Genomic DNA, 19,786 nt, shown 5'->3' on the forward strand with positions numbered 1-19,786 from the left:
ACCCTGCCCGCGGTCGAGCACGACTTGAAGGTCGCTGTCGGCCCGATCACGACCCTCAGGTCGTGCTCGGCGGGCGGGGGAGGGGGCAGCACATCACCGGATCTCGACGAGGAGACACGATGGACGCAGCACCACGAGACGTCGCACCACGAGGTACCGCGCCGCGCGACGCGGCACCACGGCCGGGCCGACGGCCCGGGACGACGGCGGTCGGGACCGCGCTGGCCCTCGCCGTCGGGCTGGGCGGGCTGGGGCTCGCGCTGCCCGCGACGGCCGCGGAGCAGGGCACGGTCGAGCCGGGGCGGGTCGCCGACTCCGCGGCCGGGCCGATCGACTACACGGTCTACCTGCCGCCCGGCTACGACGACGCCGAGCAGGAGTACCCGACGCTCTACCTGCTGCACGGGCGGGGCGACACGCAGGCCGCGTGGCAGCAGGTCACGGGCGACCTGGACGAGCTCATCGGGGCGGGGGAGATCCAGCCGATGGTCGTCGTCATGCCCGACGCACCGTGGAACGACCGCGGCTCCTGGTACACGGACTCGCCGTACACCGGGGACGCGACGGGCGCCGGTGCCGGCACGGCGGTCGAGACGGCGTTCACGCGCGACCTCGTCGCGCACGTCGACGCCACGTACCGGACGGTCGAGGACAGGGAGGCGCGCGCCGTCGGCGGCTACTCCATGGGCGGCGCGGGCGCGCTGCGGTTCACGCTCGCCCACCAGGACACGTTCTCCGCGGGCATCGTGCTGAGCCCTGCGGTCTACGTGCCGCAGCCCCCCGCGGACTCGTCCGCGCGGGACTATGGCGCCTACGGCGTCGGCACGGCGCTCTTCGACGCCGACCGGTACACCGAGCTGTCGTACCCGGCGTCCCTTGCGGCGCTCGACCCGGCGCTCTCGGTGCACCTGTTCGTCGCCGTCGGCGACGACGAGTGGGCCAACCCCGACCCCGCGGAGGCCACGCACGACATCGACTTCGAGTCCGCGCGCCTCTACAACCAGGCGCGTCGCGTGCCCGGCGTGACGGCCGAGCTGCGCGTGCTCGACGGCGGCCACGACTGGGACGTGTGGCGACCCGCGTTCCGCGAGGGGATCGTCGACGTCTCGGCGCGCCTGCGCACGACCCCCGCGACGCCGTGGGACGCCGAGCTCGTCGGCTCCGCGGGTGACGACCGCGCGGGCGGCGTCACGGCCCTGCCCGACGGCGGCACCGCCGTCGCGCTGAACCTCGCCGGGGCGTGGGACGGTTACGAGCCCGCGGGCGGGCTGGACGCGGTGGTCGTGCGGCGCGACGCCGCGGGCGCCGAGGTCTGGCGGCACGCGGTCGTGACGGGCGCGGACGACCGGGCCTACGGCGTCGTGCCAGGCGCCGGCGGCGGCGTGCTCGTCGCCGGGTACACGCGCGGGGACCTCGACGGCGAGCACGCCGGGGCGTCACGCGACGACGGGTTCGTCGCCGCCGTGACCGCCGACGGCGAGCGGGCCTGGACGCTGCAGACCGGCGACCCGGGGTCTGCCGACCGCTTCTACGCGGTCGCGTCCGTCGGCACGGGCGGCGCCTACGTCGCCGGGTACACGAGCGGTGCGGTCGGTGACGTCCCGAGCGCGGGGGACAAGGACGCGCTCCTGGGCCGGGTCTCCGCCGACGGCGAGCTGCTGTGGCTGCGCCAGGTGGGCGGCCCCGGCGAGGACAAGGCGCTCGCGGTCGCGGCGTCGCCCGACGGCGCGGTGTACGTGGGCGGGGTGTCGGGCGGCGGGATGCCCGGTGCCGAGCATGCCGGTGCGAACGACGGCTGGGTCGCGCGGTACGACGCCGACGGCGGGCAGGCGTGGCTGCGGGCCGTCGCGACGAGCGAGAACGACCAGGTCAACGGCCTCGTCGCGCGCTCGGACGGGTCGGTCGTCGCGGTCGGGCACACGCGCGGCGGGCTCGGCGAGGACGGCAACCTCGGGGACAACGACGTCGTGGTGCGGGCGTTCGACCCTGCGGGCGAGGTCCTGTGGACGACGCAGGTCGGCACGTCGACCGACGACCGCGGCGTCACGGGCATCCTCGGCGCGGACGACGCCGTGCTCGTCGTCGGCACGACGTACGGCGCGCTGGGCACGGCCGTCGGCGGGGTGGACGTCGTGACGTTCCCCGTCGCGGCCGACGGCACCCCGGGCGAGGCGACGCAGACCGGCTCGCGCGAGCGCGACGGCGCCGACGAGTGGGACGACGCGAACCTGTTCGCGGCCCCGGCCCCGGCCTCCTTCGGTCCGGGCTCGGCCAACTCAGCCGACTCAGCCGACCCGGTCGGCTCGACCGGCGAGGGAGCCGCGTTGCTCACCGGGCTCACGTACGGCGCCCCCGCGGGCACGACGAACGCGGGCGCTGCGGACGTGTTCGTCGCGCGCGTGGCGTGGGACGCCGTCGTGCCGGGCTCCGGCCCGGGCGAGCCGCCGGCGACCGTGACGGCCGAGGCGAGGTGCCTCGCCGGGAAGGCGTACGTCGCGGTGCGCGCGACGAGCACGGCCGTCGTGCCGGTCGACGTCGAGCTCGCCACGCCGTACGGCACGCGGCTCGTCGCGGACGTCGCCCCGGGCGCGAGCGCGTACCAGTCGTTCCCCGTCCGCGCCGCGACCGTCCCCGCAGGCGAGGCGACCGTCACCGCGGAGGGCCGCACCGCCGTCGTCCCGTACGCGGCTCTCACCTGCCGCTGACCGCAGCCGCTGCCGACCACGACCCTGCGCGCTGCCGAACACGACCTGGGGGTCGTTGTCCGGTCGACAACGACCCCCAGGTCGTGCTCGGCGCGGGGTGACGGGGCGGCGGGTGGCGGGGGCGACGACGTCGGGCGGGCGGCGGGGATGCTCAGCAGGTGAGGTGGTCGCCCGTCGTGGTGCCGACGATCTCGACGTAGTGGCGGAAGAGGCGGACGCGGTTGTTCATCTGGCGGGGGTTGCCGCCCTCGCACTCGAGCGGGCCGTTGATGGAGCGGATGGTCTCGGCGAAGCCGTGCTCGCCGACGATCGCGTCGTGGCACGTCATCGACGCGGTGCCGGGCTGCGTGTTCCAGTACCAGAGCGCGGTCTGCCACGCGACGGTCGGGTCCTGCTCGACGAGCCACGGGTCGGCCAGGAGGTCGATCCCGAGGGCCTCGCCGGCCGCCCGGTAGTTGAAGTTCCAGGAGAGCTGGAGCGGGCCGCGGCCGTAGTAGGCGTCCTGCCCGGCCGGGCACCCGTACGGCTGCGCGGGGTCGCAGTAGTGCGGGTAGTTCGCGGTGTTCACCTCGACGACGTGCACCAGCCCGTGCGTCTCGTGGCTCACGTTCGCGAGGAACGCCGCCGCCTCGCGCCGCGCGACCCGCTCACCGCCCGTCGTCGCGAACTCCGGGTACGCCGCCGTCGCCGCGACCAGGCCGGCGTAGGTGTAGAACGGGCTCCGCTCCGGGAACATCGCCTCGAACTGCTGCTCGGTCACGACGAACGTCGGCGAGCGGTCCGACGCCGGTGGCGAGGCGTGCGTCGTCGGGATGAGCGAGGGCGTCGGGTCGGCCATGGGGTCCCCTTCGTCGGCGGCGGGCCGCGGCGTCGCGACCACGGTCCACCCTACGGGATTCGTGAGGACGCCTGCGTAAACCCGAAGGCCGGGAGGACCGACCGTCGTACCGCCTGAGCGACACACCCTCCGCCCGCGCTCGACCACGACAGTGCCCGCATTCGAGCACGACATGAGGGTCGCTATCGACGCGATGACGACCCTCATGTCGTGCTCGGCGGGGTGTGGTCAGGAGGTCAGCCGCAGGTCGTCTCCGGGTACGGCGCCGTCGACTCGGTCTGGACGCCCTGGCCGTCGACGTTCTTGTACGCCGTGAGCGTCGCCTCGCCCGCGTCGAGCGTCTTGCCCTTGACGGAGAACGTCTTCTCGACCGTCTCGCCGACGGGGATCTTCGAGAACTTGTGCTCGCCCGAGACGGTCTTCACCCGGACGTCGATCGGCACCGTGTCCGTGTTCGTCACGGACGTCGTGAGCCAGAGCTGCTTGCCCGCCGCCTTGCACGACGGGGTCGCCGTGCCGGTGAAGAGGACGGCGGTCGCGCCCGGCTCGGCGCCGATCTCGTCCGCGGTCGCGGACTGGTCGAACGACGCGTTGCCGTAGGTCGCGAACCAGCCCTGGGCCGTCGCGAAGTCGTCCGTGAACGCGCGGGACAGGAGCAGCAGCAGGCGCGCCTTGACGGCCGTGAGGTCGCCCCCCGCGAGGATGCCGTTGCCGCTCCCGTACGACGACCCGGACCCGGTGCGCGTCGTCGACACGAACCACATCCCCTTGTCGCGGATCGCGGCCGAACGGGCCTGGCTCATCGCGGACGAGATGCCGCCCGCGCCCGTCCCCGCGGTGACGATCCCCGCGACGCCCGCGTTCGCGAACGCCGTCACGGCCTCGCCGCCGGCCTGCTGGTACGACATGAGGATCTCGACGCGCGGGAGCGACTTCGGGTCGGCCTCCGCGAGGTCGAAGGGCGTGAACCACTCCTCCGTGTCGCACGACATCACGCGTGCCGGCGCGCGGCCGAGCGTGATGTTGTCGCCGTCGATCCAGCCGAGCACGCCGTACTCGCGCGTCTGGAACGTGTCCGTGCGGTACGAGTTCGACTTGGTGACCTCGCGGGCCGCCTGGATCTCGTCGTTGAGCATGAGCACGGTGCCGAAGCAGAAGGTCTGCTGGGACGCCGCGACCTTGATCGCGTTGTACAGGTTCGCGGGCGCGTCGGTCCCGAACACGAGGCTCGAGTCCGGCCCGGCGCCCGACCCCCACGGGCGCATCGAGCCGGACGTGACCACGGGCTTGCGCGACTGGACCGTGAGGTCGAGCCAGTAGGCGAACTCCTCCTGCGTGTCGGTGCCGGTCGTCACGACGACGGCGTCCGCCGTCTCGAGCTGCTTCTCCACCTCGAGCGTGAGCGCGTGGAACTGCTCGATCGAGTAGCCGGACGAGCCGGCGTTGCCGAACTGGACGGCGGTGACGTCGGCGACGGCGTCGAGCTCGGGCCGCAGCGTGTTCAGCATGTCCTCCATGAGGTACGTGCCGGCGCGGTAGCTCGTGAACGTGTCGCGGCCGGTCGCCTTGCCGGCCATGGTCCCGCCCGTCGCGACGACCACGACCTTCGGCTTCTCGGCCGCGGCGGTCGCCGTGGCCGTCGTGTACCGGGCGGACGTGATGCCGAGCGGGTTGGCCGCGGCCGATCCGGACGCGAGGACCGGCGCCGCGGCGCCCGCGGCACGCGCGGCGGCGGCGGTCGCACGGGAGTCGGCGACGGCGTACGCGACTGTCGCGGCGAGAGCGGCGCACGCGAGCACGAGCGCGACGACGGCCGCGACGGCGCGGCCGGACAGGGTCAGTGTGAACGTTCTCAACAGGGGGCCTTCCGTCGGGGGAACATCTGGCCCGCCTGACGCTAGGCACCGTGTGTTGCCTGATGATTGCCTGGGCGTAAGAAGTACGCGCGTCCAAGATCGACGCCACGGCGGTCGAGTGGCCGGTCCCGGTCCACCGCGGTTGACCCGCGCCCGACGCGGGTCCAGCCTGGCGGGAGGGGCCGGCGTCGGTCCGGCCCGGTCAGGAGCGGTCATGGACGATCGCGACACCGCCCTCCTGCGGGCGCACGAGCACGCGGCCGCGTGGCTCGACTCCCTCGCGACACGGCCCGTCCCGCCCCGGGCGACCGTGGCCGACGTCGTCGCCGCCCTGGGCACCGACCTGCCGGACGGCCCGACGTCGGCCGCGGACGTCGTCGACCTGCTCGCCACCGCGTGCGGGCCCGGGCTCACGGCCATGCCGTCCGGCCGCTTCTACGGGATGGTCATCGGCGGGAGCCACCCGGCGGCGCTCGCGGCCGACTGGCTCACGAGCGCGTGGGACCAGAACTCCGCGCTGCGCACCGTGACCCCCGCGCACACCGCCGTCGAGGACGTGACCAGCGCGTGGCTGCTCGACCTGCTGGGCCTCCCGCCGTCGGGCGCGGTCGGGTTCGTCACCGGCGCGACGACCGCGAACTTCACGTGCCTCGCGGCCGCGCGCGGGGAGGTCCTGCGGCGCGCCGGGTGGGACGTGCGCCGCGACGGCCTGACCGGGGCCCCGCGCGTCCGCGTGCTCGTGGGCGCCGAGCGGCACGAGTCGGTCGACCTCGCGCTGTCGTACCTCGGGCTCGGCGCGCCCGAGGTCGTGGCCGCCGACGACCAGGGCCGGATCTCGGTCGCCGCGCTCGAGGAGGCGCTGACCGACCAGGGTTCTACCTCGGCGGACCACGGTTCTACCTCGGCGGACCGGGGTCCTGCCTTGCGGGACCAGGGTTCTCCCTCGCGGCCCACGATCGTCGTGCTGCAGGCGGGGAACGTGCACTCGGGCGCGTTCGACCCGTTCGGGGCGGCGGTCGAGGTCGCGCACCGGCACGGGGCGTGGGTGCACGTCGACGGCGCGTTCGGGCTCTTCGCCGCCGCGTCGCCGACGCACCGGGGCCTCGTCGCGGGGTACGAGGGCGCGGACTCGTGGGCCACCGACGCGCACAAGACCCTCAACGTGCCGTACGACTGCGGGCTCGCGATCGTCGCGGACCCCGCCCCGCTGCGCGCGGCGATGGGGATGCACGGCGACTACCTCATCCAGAGCGACACGGGCGACCCGTTCGAGAAGGTGCCGGAGCTGTCGCGCCGCGGGCGGGCGTTCGCCGTGTGGGCGGTGCTGCGCGCTCTGGGTCGCTCCGGCGTCGCGGACCTCGTGGACGGGTTCTGCCGGCACGCGACGACGTTCGCCGCCGGGATGCGGGCGCTCGACGGCGCGGTCGTGCTCAACGACGTCGTCTTCACCCAGGTGTGCGCGACGTTCGGCGACGACGCGCGCACGCGGGAGGTCGTGCGGCGCGTCCTCGACGACGGCACGGCCTGGATGTCCGGGTCGCGCTGGCACGACCGCGCGGTGCTCCGCGTGTCGGTGAGCTCGTGGGCGACGACGGACGCGGACGTCCGGGCGAGCCTCGACGCGCTCGCCCGGGCGTCCGCCGTCTAGCGACCCGTCAGCGCTTCCCGCGGTCGAACCACGACCCCGGTCCGTGCCGGTCGTCGTCGCCCCAGCCGCGGTGCCAGCCGCCGTGCCCGTGCCCGCGGCTCGGGCCGGTCGTCACCGTGACGAGGTGCCCGTCCGGGGGTGCGCCCTCGCCCGGGAGGGCGTTCGTCGTGGCGACGAGGCCCTTGCCGGTCCACTCGACGGCGCCCGGGAGCGGCACGTCGACGAGCGTGCGCGGGGCCCCGCGCTCGATCACGGAGATCTTGCCGCCGAACATCTCGGCGACGTACACCGTCCCGCGCTCGGTGACCGCGAGGTCGGTCGCGCCGACGAAGCCGCTCGCGAGCTGGCGCACCTTCCCGCGCCACGGGTCGACCGTGTAGACGATGCCGCGACCTCCGAGCGTCGGGTCCTCCGGGCCCCCGGGCAGCACCGAGACGTAGAGCTGACCCCACGGCCCGACCTCGACGTCCGTCGGGACCGACTCGAACCAGTACGTCTCCCCGACCGTGCACTCCGGCCAGCCGACCTCCGCCGCCAGGGCCGCGGTGATGACGTACGGCTGGGAGGGCAGGACGGCGACGGTGCGCACACCGCGCCGGTCGATCGCGAGGATCGCGTTCGCCCCGGCGTCGGCGACGTAGGTCGTGCCGTGCGACGAGGTCGTCGCGTACGGGTGGGAGTCGAGGTGCCCGGTGTACAACGGAGAGACGGGTTCGGCGGGCACCTGGGCGACGCACGCCGGGTCGGTCTCGAGCAGGCCGTAGGACACTCCGCCGTCGGGGTTGTTCGCCGTCTCGTACGCGTGGATGTCGGCGAGCACGGTCGGTTCCCCGACGGGATTGCCTGCCCGGTCGGTCCGGACCGTCTTGACGACCGCGGACTCCGACACGGGGCTCGTGCCGTAGAAGGTCTCGGTGAACGTCAGGGTGCGGTCGGCGTAGGAGACCCCGGCGGCCTCCGCCCCGCCCTCGGCGGCGTGCAGCACCGTGGTGGTGCCGTCGGGCCGGACGGCCGTGACGAGCGCGGCGAAGTCCTGCGTGACGTACGTGGTGCCGCGTGGGCCGACGGCGGCGCTCAGCGGGCCGACGAGCCCGCCGACGACGTCCGTGACGGCCGGGGGCTTGGGGTCGGGTCGGCCGCCGCCGTGCGCGACGGCAGGACTGGCGACGAGGACGAGGGCGGTCGCTGCGGCGAACCCTGCGGGCAGGGCGGTGCGGAGTCTACTCATGGGTGCTCCAGGTCCGGCGGTCCCGGGGCGCGGCAGGGGTGTCGTCGCCGTGCTGCGGGGCAGCACGCGAGCGCGTCGCGCCGGGGACGTGGGTGTGGTGGTCGTCGGGCCGGACGACGTGGCGCGCCACGGGTGTGTGCCGAGGGCGTGCCGTGCGGTCGGCAGGGTGCCGGCCGGGAGTCTCCTGTGCGTCGGCGGTGAGCACAGACCTCCGAGTGTGCACCCGGCGGGCGCAGCGGTCCAGCACCGTCGCCCCGGGCGACGGCCCGTCCGCCCCGCCGGTGCGCGGGCGGACGGGCTCGGTACCCGTCAGCGGCGGACGGCCAGGTCCACCCACACGAGCCGGTGGTCGCTGCTCGGGAACGGGTAGACGCCGGTGAGGCGCGACAGCGGGTCCGCCTGGACGGGCCAGAACACGCCGGCGTCGCGCACGCGCAGGTCGCGCGACGGCAGCACGTAGTCCGCGCGCAGGTTGCCGGGCGCGGTGTCCGCGAAGTCGGCCGTGTCGAGCGCGGGGTCGCCGAGGTGGGCCGCGTTCGCGCCGCCCTGGAGGGTCGCGGCCTCGGCGCCGCCGTCGGAGCGGGGGGCCGGGTCCTGGACGCGCCGGTGGTCGAGGAGCTGGTCGATCGCCGCGTCCACGGAGTCGCCGTCGAGCGGGTCGGCGTTCTGGTCGCCCAGGACGACGAAGCTCTCGCCGGGCTTCAGCCCGCCGCGACGACCGTCGTCGTCGTACACGTACCGCGACGCCTTGCCTGGCGTGACGTAGTCGGCCCAGAACCGGATCTCGTCGTGGTTGCGGCGCCCGTTGCGGTCCTCGGGCCCGTCGAACGTCGGCGGGGTCGGGTGGGACGCGAGCACGTGCACGGTCTCGCGGCCGACCCGCACGGGCACGTCCCAGTGCGACTTGCTCGACAGCCGCACGACCTCGAGCTCCTCGGGCGTGAACCAGTCCGCGGGCGCGGCCGTCGCCGGGTCGTCGGGGAGCAGCGCGCCGGGCATGTCCTTCCAGAGGAAGTCCTGGAACGTGCGGACGCCGCGCGTGTCGATCGGGTACCGCGAGAGGACGACCATGCCGTACTGGCCCTCGAACGTCCCGAAGCCGAGCGCGTCGTCGCCCCCGCCGACCGTGCCGTCGTTGTTGAGGTCGAACCCGCTGGGCACGCCCGTGTTCGACGGGGCGACGTACGCGTACCGGTACTCGATCGCCTGCGCGCCGCCCTGCGGGACCTCGAGGTAGTGGTCGCGGAACAGGTCGACCGCCCGGCCGTCGGGCACGAAGTCGAACTCGTTGAGCAGCACGACGTCGGGCCGCGTGCGCTGGAGCACCTCGGCGATCGTCGCGGCCTGCGGGTCGTCGGGGGTCGAGAGGTCGGCCTCGAGCTCGCCCGCGGCGGCGCGGTTGAGGCTCGCGTTGTACGTCGCGACGCGCAGCGTCCCGCGGTCGTGGTCGTGGCCGTGGCCGCCGCCGTTGCCGTGGCCGCCGTGCGCGACGGCGGGGCTCGCGGCGGCGCCGACGCCTCCCACGGTCAGGGCGAGGGCGAGGGCGAGGGCGGGGACCAGTGCGGTCCGGGCCGCGCGGTGGTGGGGGACGGGTCTCGTGGACACGGTGGCTCCTCGTCGTCGGGGACGGTGGTCGTCGAGAGGTTCCCCGCCACCGTACGCACACGCGTCGCGCGCGGGAAGGACGGGCGGGTGACCGGTGGGCGAACGTGCGGGGGTGCCGGTCCGGGAGCGGCCGGGCTGTGGCCTGTGCGGGGGTGACGATGTCGGCGGCCGGTGGGACGGTGGAGCATGGACACCACGCCGCAGCCCCGGGACGAGATGCGTACCTACCCGCACGGCGTGCCGTGCTGGGTGGACACCGAGCAGCCCGACGTCGACGCCGCGCTCGCGTTCTACGGCGCCCTGTTCGGGTGGGAGTTCGAGGAGAGGCTCCCGCCCGGGTCGGGGGAGCGGTACGTCGTGGCGTCGCTCGGCGGGAAGGACGTCGCCGCGGTCGCGTCCGGGGCCGGCCTGCCGGAGTGGATCACGTACGTCGCGGTCGACGACGTTGACGCCTCGTCGCGCGGCGTCCCTGACCTCGGCGGAGAGGTCCTCGACGGACCGACGACGGTCGGCCCGCCCGGCCGGACGGCGTCCGTGCGCGACCCGCAGGGCGCGACCTTCCGGATGTGGGAGCCCGGCACGCGGCTCGGGGCGCAGCGCGTCAACGATCCCGGCACGTGGAACTTCAGCGTCCTGCGCACGCCCGACGTCGCGCGCGCCCTGCACTTCTACGGCCCCCTGTTCGGGTGGGAGGTCGACCCGGACCTCGGTGCGGGCATGGCCCGGGTCGAGGGGTACGGCGACCATCTCGCCCGGACGGTCCGGCCCGAGATCGACGTGGACCAGAAGAACGCCCCACCCGGCTTCCGGGACGTCGTGGCGGGAGTCCTGGAGGCTCCCGGCCCGGCCCGGCACGACGTCGTCTTCGCCGTCGTCGACCGTGACGCGTCCGCCGCGACCGCCGAGCGCGCGGGCGCCACCGTCCTGTCGACCGAGGACGGGGAGTGGACGCGCGAGGCCACGGTCCGTGACCCGCAGGGCGCCGTCCTCACCCTGTCGCAGTTCACGCCGCCCGAGGGCTTCTGAGCCTGCGGCAAATATTCCTTGACAGGAATATTCCTGGCAGCGAATACTTGTCGCCATGGACGCCCTCCTCGCCGCGCTCGCCGACCCGGTCCGGTGGCGGCTCGTCACGCTCCTCGCGGAGCGTCCCCGCGCGGTGGGCGTGCTCGCGCGGCTCGCCGACGCGCGCCAGCCGCAGACCACCAAGCACCTCCAGACGCTCGAACGCGCCGGCGTCGTCGTCTCGCAGCGCTCCGGGCAGCGCCGCGTCTACGCGCTGCGCCCGGAAGCGCTCCGTGAGGTCGCCGCCACGCTCTCCGCCCTCGCCGCGACCGCGGACCACGCGCCGTCGCTGGAGACCTTCGCGCGGTACGGCGCCACCATGGACGACGAGCGCGAGGCCGCCCGAGCGGCCGGGTGGGCGGACGGGCGCACGTTCGGCTTCACCCGGGCGCTCGCCGCCACGCCGGACGTGGTGTGGCGCCACCTCACCGAGGCCGCGCTCCTCGCGCGGTGGTGGACGCCGGACGACCTGCGGGTGTCCGAGCTCGTGTTCGAGGCCCGGCCGGGCGGCCTGATCGTGCAGGAGTACCGCGACGCGGAGGACGTCGACGCGTCCGGCGAGGTGGTCGGGCGCGCCGAGGGCCGGGTGGTGGAGGCGCGGCCCGCGGAACGCCTGGCGTACCGGCTCTCGCCGGTGCTCCCCGACGGGAGCGTGGCCTTCACCGCGCACGTCGACCTCGACCTCCGCCCCGACGGGGCCGGCACCACCCTCGACGTCCGCTTCCGGGTCTCCGACAGCACGGTCGGCTCCGCCGACTTCGTCGCCGGGATCGAGATCGGCTTCGGGCAGAGCCTCGACACGCTCGTGGCGACCGTCGCGGGCACGCACCAGAACGACACCGACACCGACAGGAGCACGTCATGACCGCACCGACCGGACGACTCGTCACCGCGAACCTCGCCCTCACGCTCGACGGGCGCTACCACGGCCCCGGCGGGCCGGGCGACCTCAGCCCGATCGGCCCCTACGTCGCGTCGGACACCGCGCGCGACCAGATGGCCCGCATGTGCGCCGGAGCGACCACGGCGGTGCTGGGCCGGGGCAACGCCGAGGGTTTCCTGGGCTACTGGGGGCCCGTCGCCGAGGACGACTCCGCCGACCCGCGGGACCGCGCGTACGCGCGCTGGCTCGTCGGCACCGAGAAGGTCGTCCTCTCGACCACGCTGACCGAGGCCCCGTGGGACCGCGCGCGCGTCGTGAACGGTCCGGCGGCCGACGTCGTCGCCGACCTCCGCCGTTCCGGGGAGGGCGACATCCTCGTCAACAGCAGCCCGGGCGTCATCAAGGACCTGCTCGCGGCCGACCTCGTCGACCGGCTCTACCTCGTGGTCGTCCCCGAGATCGCGGGCAGCGGGGGACGGCTCTTCGAGGACGGCCTGCCGTCCACCCGCTGGGCCGTCGCGTACCAGGAGGCGGGTCCGACGGGCGAGCTCGCCCTCGTCTACGACCGGGTCCGCTGACCCGGCACCCGTTCGCCTGGCGGTGAGCGCGCCGCGGGGGTGCCGTCGTCCGGCATCATGACGCCGTGAACGTCGTCACCCGCACCCCGCACGACCAGGTCCTCGCCCGTCTGCGCGCCGCGGACCTCGAGCACGGGCGGGTCGGCCCCACGGACGAGCGCGGCTGGACGTTCGCCGAGGTCGACACGGAGCCCAGCACCGACGAGCGGCCCGCGCCCGCGTCCGTCGCCGAGGCGCTCGCGCGCGTGGACGGGCTCGTCGCGGCCCCGTGGGTCGTGCAGCTCGACGCCGGGTCGGACGAGCTGCCCGACGGGGTCAGCGCGATCCTCGCCGCCCGACCCGACCACGTCGCGGCCCCCGTCGCCGTCACCTGGGTCCCGCTCGACCCGGGCGGCACCGACCACACGATGCGTCTCGACGGCGACCCGGCCGGAGTCCTCGCGGCCGTCGCGGCGCTCGTCGGGCTGCGCGACGCGACGTCCGCGCCGGACCGGCTGCGCGAGCTGGACCACCCCGACGACCTGCTCGACGCGTTCGTCGAGGTCGCCCACCTTCCGACGACCGACTCGGCCGCCCCGGACGCCGTCGTGCAGCTCGTCCGTTCCGACGCCGGGTTCGTGCGCGCGGTCGTGCGGCGTGCCTCGTCGGCATGGGTGCGCGCGACGGACGAGCGCACGACCGTCTGGGCGACGTCCCGTCCTTCCCCGCCGGTCCCGGGGTCGACCGACGAGCGGGTGCTCGACGAGTTCACCGCGGCCCTCGCGGGCGAGTTCCGGGCGCGCAGCACGATCGAGCGCGGCCTGCGTCCCGGCGAGGCCGTCGTCGGCATCGAGCGCGCGGGCACGGCGGTGTCCTGGACGGTCGTCACCCCCGGGCGACCCTGGGCCTACGGGGTGTGGGACGACGGCTGGACCGATCTGTCGACGTCCGGGTCGGAGGGCGCGTACGAGGCGCTCGTCGAGGCCTTCGGCGAGCCCCGCGACCCGGCGCGGCTGCGGGCGCTGCTCACGGCGTCGACCTGGCCCGGCGACCCGGTCGCCGAGCTCGCCTACCTGCTGGGTCTGCCCTCGGCCCTCGTCGAGGCGGTCGGAGATCCCGAGCGGTTCCGGCACGGCGCGGAGCGCGTCCAGCCCCTCGGCCCGACGGCCCCGCTCACCGCTGCCGAGCGGGCAGCGGTCGAGGCGCGCGCCCCGCGGCGGGCGACGGGGAAGACAGCCCGCGACGTGGTCCTGCTCGTGCTCGGACTGGTGTTGCTCGGCCTCGGGACGGTGACCTTCATGACGGACGGCGCCGTCGTCGGGCAGGACGGCTCGCCCGGATGGGAGATCGTCGCGTGGGTCGCGGGCGGCGTGCTCGCGCTCGCCGGCTGGGCGGGGCTCGGCTCGGCCCGGTCGGACCGCCGCCGCTTCCTCGACCTCTGACCCCATCTCGCTGAGACAGCGACCTCCGGTCGGGAGAGCGGCACTCGGCGCGCGGCACGTCGCTCTCTCGGCCGGGCGTCGCTATCCCGGGGGCGTACCGGGGTCGGTGTCGGCGTGCGCGAGGAGGCGCGCGACGTCGGCGCCGGCCTCCAGCAGGGCGACGGTGCGGCGGGCGACGGCGACGAGCCGGCCGTCGAGCGCGGCGAGCGGGTCGGCGACGTCCTCCGGCCCGGTGGTGCGGCGGAGCGCCTCGATCGCGCCGCGCACCTCCGGGACCCGGTACCCGGCGGCGCGCAGCGCGACCGTGACGCGGGCCTCGCGCACCGCCGACGGGGGATAGAGGCGGGCGGAGACCGAGCCGCCGCGGGTCGCGACGCGCTCCGGCGCCACGAGTCCTTCCGTCTCCCAGAAGCGCAGCGTCGACGTGCGCACGCCGAGCGCCGCCGCGAGCTGCGTGATGGTGAGGGCTCCGGCGTCGCCGCGCGCGTCGGGGTCCGCCGTCCCCGGCTCGGCGCCGATCGCGAGGAGCGCACGCCTCGCGGTGAGCGCCTCCTCCCGTTCGCGCGCCAGGGTCACGTGCAGCCCGCCGACGAGCGCGGCCGCCTCGTCGAGCGGGAGCGCACGGACGTCCCGCAGCACCCGGCGCGCGACGACCGGCCCGACGGCGGTCGCGAGACCGCGGTACGCGCGCAGGGCCAGGACGTGCTCGGCACCGAAGGTGCGGTACCCGTTCGCGGACCGGCCGGTGGGCGGCAGGACGCCGAGCGCCTCCAGGTCCCGCACCTGCTGCACGGACCAGCCGGTCGCGCGCGCGACGTCGGACGTCCGCAGCGGTCCCGTCGCTCCCGAGCGCCCGCGCCCCGACCCGGCCATGGCCAACCTTCCGCAACCCTCCACAAGGACTTCAAGCACACACTCGAACCATGAGTATGGAGCAGATCCTCGGAACGGTCCGGTCGTTCGACGGCGTCCTCGTCCTCTCGCCCGGTCCCGGCAGCGAGTTCCCCGACCTGGCGTGGGGCGACCACTTCTTCTACTTCGCCCCCGACGGCGTGATCCCGCACGGGCAGCCGTACGGCACGGTCGTCACGAAGAACTACCCCGACGACACCACGTCACGTCTCGACGAGGAGGGCCGGTGGAGGGTCAACGTGCACGTCGGCCGCGACCGGTTCCGGGCGCTCCTCGGCACCGACCCGCGCGACGGGGAGGCGTCGGAGGCGGAGACGACCGACGTCGTCGTGCCGCACCCGGTGTACGGGTCGCTCGGGTGGGTGTGCGTCGTGAACCCGGGCGAGCGCACGACGGCGCTCGTCCTCGACCTGCTGCGCGCCGCGCACGACGACGCCCGCGCCCGCGCCGCCCGCCGCACCGCGAGATAGCGACGCCCGGTGTCGCTGTCTCGGGGTAGGGGTGATGCTCAGGCCGGGACCGGGGTGCCCGACGGCGCGGGGCGGGCGGCCACGTGACCGTGCCCGGCGACGTCGACGCCGACCGCGAGGACGCGCGGGACGCCGTCGGTCACCTCGACGGTCGAGACCGACGCGTTCGGCAGGGCGACGAGACCGGAGGGGTCGAGCGTCGCGAGCCACGCGCCGAGCGTGAGCCCGTGCCCGACGACGAGCACGTGCCGGTCGAGCGCCGCACCGGGGCGGGACGCGTCGTCGTGCGCGGCGACGACCCGCGCGAACACGTCGCGCACGCGCGCCATGAAGTCCTTGCCGGGCTCGCCGCCGCCGACGCCGGGGTGCGTGCCGGCGAGCACGCGCGGCACGAGCTCGGCCCACGGCTCGACGGCGTCGAGGTGCGACTCCGGTCGCCGCTCGTACGAGCCGAACGACAGCTCGCGCAGGTCGGGGTCGACCGTGAGCGGGAGGTCGGGGTGGTGGCGCAGGATCTCCATCGCCGTGAGCACGGCGCGGCCCTGCGGCGAGGAGTACACGGCCGCGAAGTCGTGGCGCGCGAGGTGCTGCGCGGTGACGCGCACACCGGCGCGGCCGGTGCGGGTCAGGGGGGAGTCGCACGACCCCTGCAGGTGGCGCCGTGCGTTGAGGTAGGTCTGCCCGTGCCGTACGAGCGTGATCGTCAGGGTCATCGTCGCTGTGCCCTCCGGTCGTCCCGGTCTTCTGGTCACCGCCGAGGCTAGGGCGCGCGGGTTTCGGGACGGCGACCCACAGGTGACGATCGCGTGGCCGGGCGCGGAACCTCCGGTCCGTACGATGTGGCCCATGCCGGACGCCGCAGACCTCGCCGCCGCCGTCGGACAGCGCCTGGAGCAGACGCCGTACCGGGTCGTCGACCTCCGCCCGGACGGGTTCACGATGGTCCTCGACCTCGCCGACGCGCGCTGGTGGGGAGTCCTGTCGGCGAGCGGGCTCCGCGAGTCGTTCGAGCACGTCGTGCGCGTGACCCCGGACGGCAGGTACGCGACGACCGACCGGCACAGCGAGCTCGAGTGGACCGTGGGCCCGCAGGGCGGCCCTGTGCCGCGCGTCGGGGCGCGACTGCGGGCGTCGTCGTTCCAGGGGAGGACCTGGTCGTTCTCGACCCGGACCGTCGTGGGCGGGCGGGAGGGCGGCACGGTCGGGCCGGTCGTGGCGTACGCCTACTCCTCCGCGACCGGGCGCCGGATCATCGATGACGCGGCGCGGGGTCTAGGCCTGCGGGAGCGGATGGCGCCCGCGACGAAGATCGGGCTCGTCGCGGCGATCTTCGGCGGCGTCGTCGCGGTCGGCGGGGTCGTCCTCGCGGTCGTCGTGGGCGCCACCGGCGGCTGAGCGGTCGGTCAGGCGTTCGCCGGCACCTCGGTGCGTTCGCGCGCGTCCTCCCGGGGAGCGTCGTCCCGGGGAGCGTCCGCGGCCGCCGGGGCGGGCTCGTCGGTCGGCGGCTCCTCCGTGGGGGCGGGTTCGCGCGTGTCGTCCGCGGCCGTCGGCGCGGGCCACGGTTCCTCCACCTCCCCGTCGTCGTGCCGGACGGTGCCCGCGGCGCGGTGCACCACGACCGCGAGCGGTGCCACGAGGACACCGCACACCAGGCCCCAGGCCAGCCCGGCCTGGAGGACGGGGAGCGTGCGGCCGACGTCGGGCAGCGCGCCCCCGGCGTCGAGGGTCGAGACGACGACCGGCACGGCCGCGGCGAGCGCCGCGCCGAGCACGCACGCGCACCACGTCGCGAGCAGCAGCGCCCCGGTCCCCTCGACCGGGGGCAGCCGGCGTGCGGCGAGCGCGGTGAGCAGGGCGACCGTCAGTCCGACGGCGAGCGGCAGCGCGAGGTGCACCGGGTCGGCGAGGAGCGCGTCCCGGTCGACGGCGAGACGCGCGGAGGGCAGCAGCACGACGTCGCGGGCCACGCCCCACGGCGACTGCGGGTCGGCCGAGCCCGGGAGCGTCGTGCGCCCGATCCCCGCGGCGGCCCAGAGCACGGCCGTCGCCGCGCCCGCGACGAGGGCGGCGGGCCAGGCGCGCACCGTCCGCGGGCCGCGGGTGTGGCGCGTGCCCGCCGGGTCGTCGCGCCGGTCCAGCAGGGCCCGGGTCACCACGACCGCGAGCCCGACGAGCAGCCCGTTCACGAGTCCCCACCAGCCGCCGAGCGCGGTCGCGACGAGCTCGGTGATCGTGTCCGCCCGCCAGGGCAGCGTGACGCCCGCGAACCAGACGGCCGTGGCGGCGAGCGCGGACGCCGCCACGGTCGAGAACCAGACGGCGAGGAACGTCGCCCAGCGGCCGGTGCCGGACGGCAGACGGCGCAGCGCGACGTGGGTCCCGAGGGCGACGAGCGCGCCCGCGAGCGCCGCCGCGAGCAGGGTGCTCCCCGAGACGGGCTCACCTCCCGCGACCGGACCGGTCGGGTGGGGGAGGAGCGTGCGGACGAGGCTGCCGGGCAGGGTGTGCGCGGCGCCCGAGAGCCAGTCGGCGAGGCGTCCCGTCACCACCCACAGGACCGCGCTGAGAGCTCCGGCGACGACGACGGCGGGGACGGTCCTCGATGACGGCATCCTGCGAGGGTAGTGGCAGGGCGCGCCCGGCCGCACGGACCGGTCCGCCCGGGCTGTCATCCTGGGCGCGCTGCCGGACATCCCCTTGCGGAGCGTCGCGAGGGGCGGCGTCGAGGACGACGACAGGAGCGAGGGCCGATGTCCCCACCCCCCGAGGCGAAGGCGCGGGCGCGTCTCGACCGCCTCTACCGCGACCACGCGCGGTCGGTGTACCGGTGCGCGGCGACGCGGCTGTCCCCGCAGGACGCGGAGGACGTCGTGTGCGAGGTGTTCGTGGTGGCCTGGCGCCGGATCACGGAGGTCCCGCCGTACGAGCTCGGCTGGCTCCTGCGGGTCACGCGCAACGTCATGGCGAACCACCTGCGTGCAGGGTCGCGCCGGGCCGCGCTCGTGCGCCGCGTCACGGGCGTCTCCCCGCTGAGCGTGCCCGACCACGCGGGCGACGTCGTCGGGCAGGACGCCGCCGAGAGGCTGCTCGCGCGACTGCCCGCGCGCGACCAGGAGGTCCTGCGGCTCCTCGTGCTCGAGGACCTCTCCGTCCCCGAGCTCGCCGAGGCGCTCGGGTGCCGCCCCAACACCGCGTCGGCGCGGGTGCGGCGCGCCAAGGAGCGCCTGGCGCGCCTGTACGCCGAGCACGACCGGTCCGCGGAGACCCCGAGCCGGACCCCGAGCCCGCCCGCGTCGCCGCCACCGGCCGCGCCGTCGTACGCCACCGTCGGTGCCACCGCCTCGACCCGAGAGGGGACAACCCCGTGAACGACCCGATCCACCGCCTGCGCACCGAGAGCACCCGCCCGGACGCCGACGTCCCGCTCGACGCCGTCCTCGCCGTGATCCACGCCCGGACGGCGGGCGAACGGCCGGGGGTGCTGACCCGGCGACGGCGGACCGTGCGGGTGGCTGCCGTCGGCGGCGCGGGCGCCGTCGTGCTCGCGAGCGCGCTCGCCCTGCCCGGCCTCGTCCCGGGGACCGGGCCCGACGTGCGGCCCGCACCCGTGGCTGCCCCGTCGCCGACCGCCGAGGTGCGGGACGGCGTCGTCGGCGAGGACCCGGACGACGAGGGCACCGTGGTCGCCGCCGTCGCGTACGTCGAGAGGGCGCGCACCGCCGTCGAGGAGATCGACCTCTCGACCCTGGTCCTCGAGGTCGGGTCGACGTTCGGCGTCCAGCACCCGGGCGAGCCCGCGCTCGACACGTCCGCGAGCCGGGAGTTCACGGCGGGCGACGGGAGCGCGACGCGGTGGGTCTCCGAGAAGGACTTCGTGGCGTCGGTCGCCGCCGGCACGGTGGGCGTCGAGGAGGTCAAGCACGCCGACCCGGCCGGCCCGGAGGGACAGATGACCTACTGGTGGGTGAGCCCCGCGGCCGGCGTCTACACGCGGTTCACGCTGCCGGTGGAGAACTGGGACGACATCCCCTCGGGCACCATCCGGGAGCAGCTCACCGCGCAGCTGACGGAGCTGGCCGCGCAGATGGACGCGATCCGGGCGCTCGCGGACCAGCCGGACGTCGTGACGAGCGGCCCCGAGGCGCGGACGGTCGGCGGGCGCCCCGCGACGTGCTTCGAGATCTCCGGTCCCGGGTCGGCCGCCCCGAGGAGCGAGACGTCGATGTGGGTCGGCGACGAGCCGGGCACCGTGGACTGGACGCGGGCCGCGTGCTTCGACGACGAGACGCACCTGCCGTTGTCGGACGAGCGGACCGAGCACTACTTCATCGACGGAGCCACCGAGACGAGCCTCGCGGTCACGACGTCGGACTACACCTGGCACCCGAGGGACGACGCGTCGCTCGCCCTCCTCGCGCCGTCGGTCGAGGGCCTGCGGGAGGTCTCCCAGGACGAGTTCACGCGCCTGACGAGCTGACGTGCCCCGTGCGGCGGCCGGGCCGGGCGCCCGGCCGCCGCCGATGAGTTCTCGGCACGGTCGTCGTCTGCACGCTCGGAGCCCGCGGTGCACGGCCGCG

At 75.6% G+C, this 19,786-nt stretch carries 17 protein-coding genes; 10 read left to right on the top strand and 7 right to left on the bottom strand.

What is annotated here, in order from left to right; all coding sequences use genetic code 11:
* Window positions 1-119: 119 nt before the first annotated feature.
* Window positions 120-2,705 (top strand): alpha/beta hydrolase-fold protein, encoded by a 2,586-nt coding sequence (locus tag FIC82_RS03785; protein WP_154797623.1) that lies wholly within the window; start codon window positions 120-122, stop codon window positions 2,703-2,705.
* A 151-nt stretch (window positions 2,706-2,856) separates the two neighbouring features.
* Here the strand turns inward: FIC82_RS03785 and FIC82_RS03790 are convergent, their stop codons facing one another.
* Window positions 2,857-3,543, bottom strand: a complete 687-nt coding sequence (locus FIC82_RS03790) for a chitinase (RefSeq protein ID WP_253691407.1) — start codon at window positions 3,541-3,543, stop codon at window positions 2,857-2,859.
* Window positions 3,544-3,779: 236 nt separating this feature from the next.
* The gene (locus tag FIC82_RS03795; protein ID WP_253691409.1) at window positions 3,780-5,399 is read right to left on the bottom strand and encodes an asparaginase; all 1,620 of its coding nucleotides are present in this window, start codon (window positions 5,397-5,399) and stop codon (window positions 3,780-3,782) included.
* Window positions 5,400-5,613: 214 nt separating this feature from the next.
* Here FIC82_RS03795 and FIC82_RS03800 point away from each other — a divergent pair, with 214 nt between their 5' ends.
* Window positions 5,614-7,047 carry a pyridoxal phosphate-dependent decarboxylase family protein gene (locus FIC82_RS03800; RefSeq protein ID WP_154797625.1) on the top strand — a complete coding sequence of 478 codons (1,434 nt, stop codon included), beginning with the start codon at window positions 5,614-5,616 and terminating at the stop codon, window positions 7,045-7,047.
* Between the two features lie 7 nt (window positions 7,048-7,054).
* Here FIC82_RS03800 and FIC82_RS03805 read toward each other — a convergent pair whose 3' ends face one another.
* Both FIC82_RS03805 and FIC82_RS03810 read right to left on the bottom strand, forming a co-directional pair.
* Window positions 7,055-8,275 (bottom strand): ScyD/ScyE family protein, encoded by a 1,221-nt coding sequence (locus tag FIC82_RS03805; protein WP_154797626.1) that lies wholly within the window; start codon window positions 8,273-8,275, stop codon window positions 7,055-7,057.
* 309 nt (window positions 8,276-8,584) lie between these two features.
* On the bottom strand, window positions 8,585-9,880 hold the full coding sequence (locus FIC82_RS03810; protein ID WP_253691412.1) for an endonuclease/exonuclease/phosphatase family protein: 1,296 nt from the start codon (window positions 9,878-9,880) through the stop codon (window positions 8,585-8,587).
* Window positions 9,881-10,066: 186 nt separating this feature from the next.
* On the opposite strand from FIC82_RS03810, the gene FIC82_RS03815 reads away from it, so the two are divergent.
* From FIC82_RS03815 to FIC82_RS03830, 4 genes are all read left to right on the top strand, one after another.
* The gene (locus tag FIC82_RS03815; RefSeq protein ID WP_253691414.1) at window positions 10,067-10,906 is read left to right on the top strand and encodes a VOC family protein; all 840 of its coding nucleotides are present in this window, start codon (window positions 10,067-10,069) and stop codon (window positions 10,904-10,906) included.
* Window positions 10,907-10,961: 55 nt separating this feature from the next.
* A complete protein-coding gene (locus FIC82_RS03820) occupies window positions 10,962-11,810 on the top strand; it encodes a metalloregulator ArsR/SmtB family transcription factor (RefSeq protein ID WP_154797627.1) in 849 nt (282 codons plus the stop codon).
* A complete protein-coding gene (locus FIC82_RS03825; RefSeq protein ID WP_154797628.1) occupies window positions 11,807-12,406 on the top strand; it encodes a dihydrofolate reductase family protein in 600 nt (199 codons plus the stop codon). The genes FIC82_RS03820 and FIC82_RS03825 overlap by 4 nt, the downstream gene beginning before the upstream one ends.
* Before the next feature lie 65 nt (window positions 12,407-12,471).
* Window positions 12,472-13,827 carry a hypothetical protein gene (locus FIC82_RS03830; protein WP_154797629.1) on the top strand — a complete coding sequence of 452 codons (1,356 nt, stop codon included), beginning with the start codon at window positions 12,472-12,474 and terminating at the stop codon, window positions 13,825-13,827.
* An 81-nt stretch (window positions 13,828-13,908) separates the two neighbouring features.
* On the opposite strand, the gene FIC82_RS03835 is transcribed toward FIC82_RS03830, so the two are convergent.
* The gene (locus tag FIC82_RS03835) at window positions 13,909-14,700 is read right to left on the bottom strand and encodes a MerR family transcriptional regulator (protein ID WP_171445689.1); all 792 of its coding nucleotides are present in this window, start codon (window positions 14,698-14,700) and stop codon (window positions 13,909-13,911) included.
* 50 nt (window positions 14,701-14,750) lie between these two features.
* Here FIC82_RS03835 and FIC82_RS03840 point away from each other — a divergent pair, with 50 nt between their 5' ends.
* Window positions 14,751-15,209 (top strand): DUF6194 family protein, encoded by a 459-nt coding sequence (locus FIC82_RS03840; RefSeq protein ID WP_154797630.1) that lies wholly within the window; start codon window positions 14,751-14,753, stop codon window positions 15,207-15,209.
* A gap of 38 nt (window positions 15,210-15,247) precedes the next feature.
* Here FIC82_RS03840 and FIC82_RS03845 read toward each other — a convergent pair whose 3' ends face one another.
* Entirely contained in the window at window positions 15,248-15,922 is a 675-nt protein-coding gene (locus FIC82_RS03845; RefSeq protein WP_154797631.1) for a histidine phosphatase family protein, read from the bottom strand.
* Between the two features lie 133 nt (window positions 15,923-16,055).
* Between FIC82_RS03845 and FIC82_RS03850 the strand changes: the two genes are divergently transcribed.
* Window positions 16,056-16,604 carry a hypothetical protein gene (locus tag FIC82_RS03850; protein ID WP_154797632.1) on the top strand — a complete coding sequence of 183 codons (549 nt, stop codon included), beginning with the start codon at window positions 16,056-16,058 and terminating at the stop codon, window positions 16,602-16,604.
* A gap of 8 nt (window positions 16,605-16,612) precedes the next feature.
* On the opposite strand, the gene FIC82_RS03855 is transcribed toward FIC82_RS03850, so the two are convergent.
* Window positions 16,613-17,821, bottom strand: a complete 1,209-nt coding sequence (locus FIC82_RS03855; RefSeq protein WP_154797633.1) for a hypothetical protein — start codon at window positions 17,819-17,821, stop codon at window positions 16,613-16,615.
* A gap of 138 nt (window positions 17,822-17,959) precedes the next feature.
* On the opposite strand from FIC82_RS03855, the gene FIC82_RS03860 reads away from it, so the two are divergent.
* Together FIC82_RS03860 and FIC82_RS03865 are read left to right on the top strand one after the other, a co-directional pair.
* Window positions 17,960-18,577, top strand: a complete 618-nt coding sequence (locus tag FIC82_RS03860) for an RNA polymerase sigma factor (RefSeq protein WP_154797634.1) — start codon at window positions 17,960-17,962, stop codon at window positions 18,575-18,577.
* A complete protein-coding gene (locus tag FIC82_RS03865; RefSeq protein ID WP_154797635.1) occupies window positions 18,574-19,686 on the top strand; it encodes a hypothetical protein in 1,113 nt (370 codons plus the stop codon). Before FIC82_RS03860 ends, FIC82_RS03865 begins: the two co-directional genes overlap by 4 nt.
* Window positions 19,687-19,786: the final 100 nt, after the last annotated feature.

Source organism: Cellulosimicrobium protaetiae (genome assembly GCF_009708005.2).
GTDB lineage: Bacteria > Actinomycetota > Actinomycetes > Actinomycetales > Cellulomonadaceae > Cellulosimicrobium > Cellulosimicrobium protaetiae.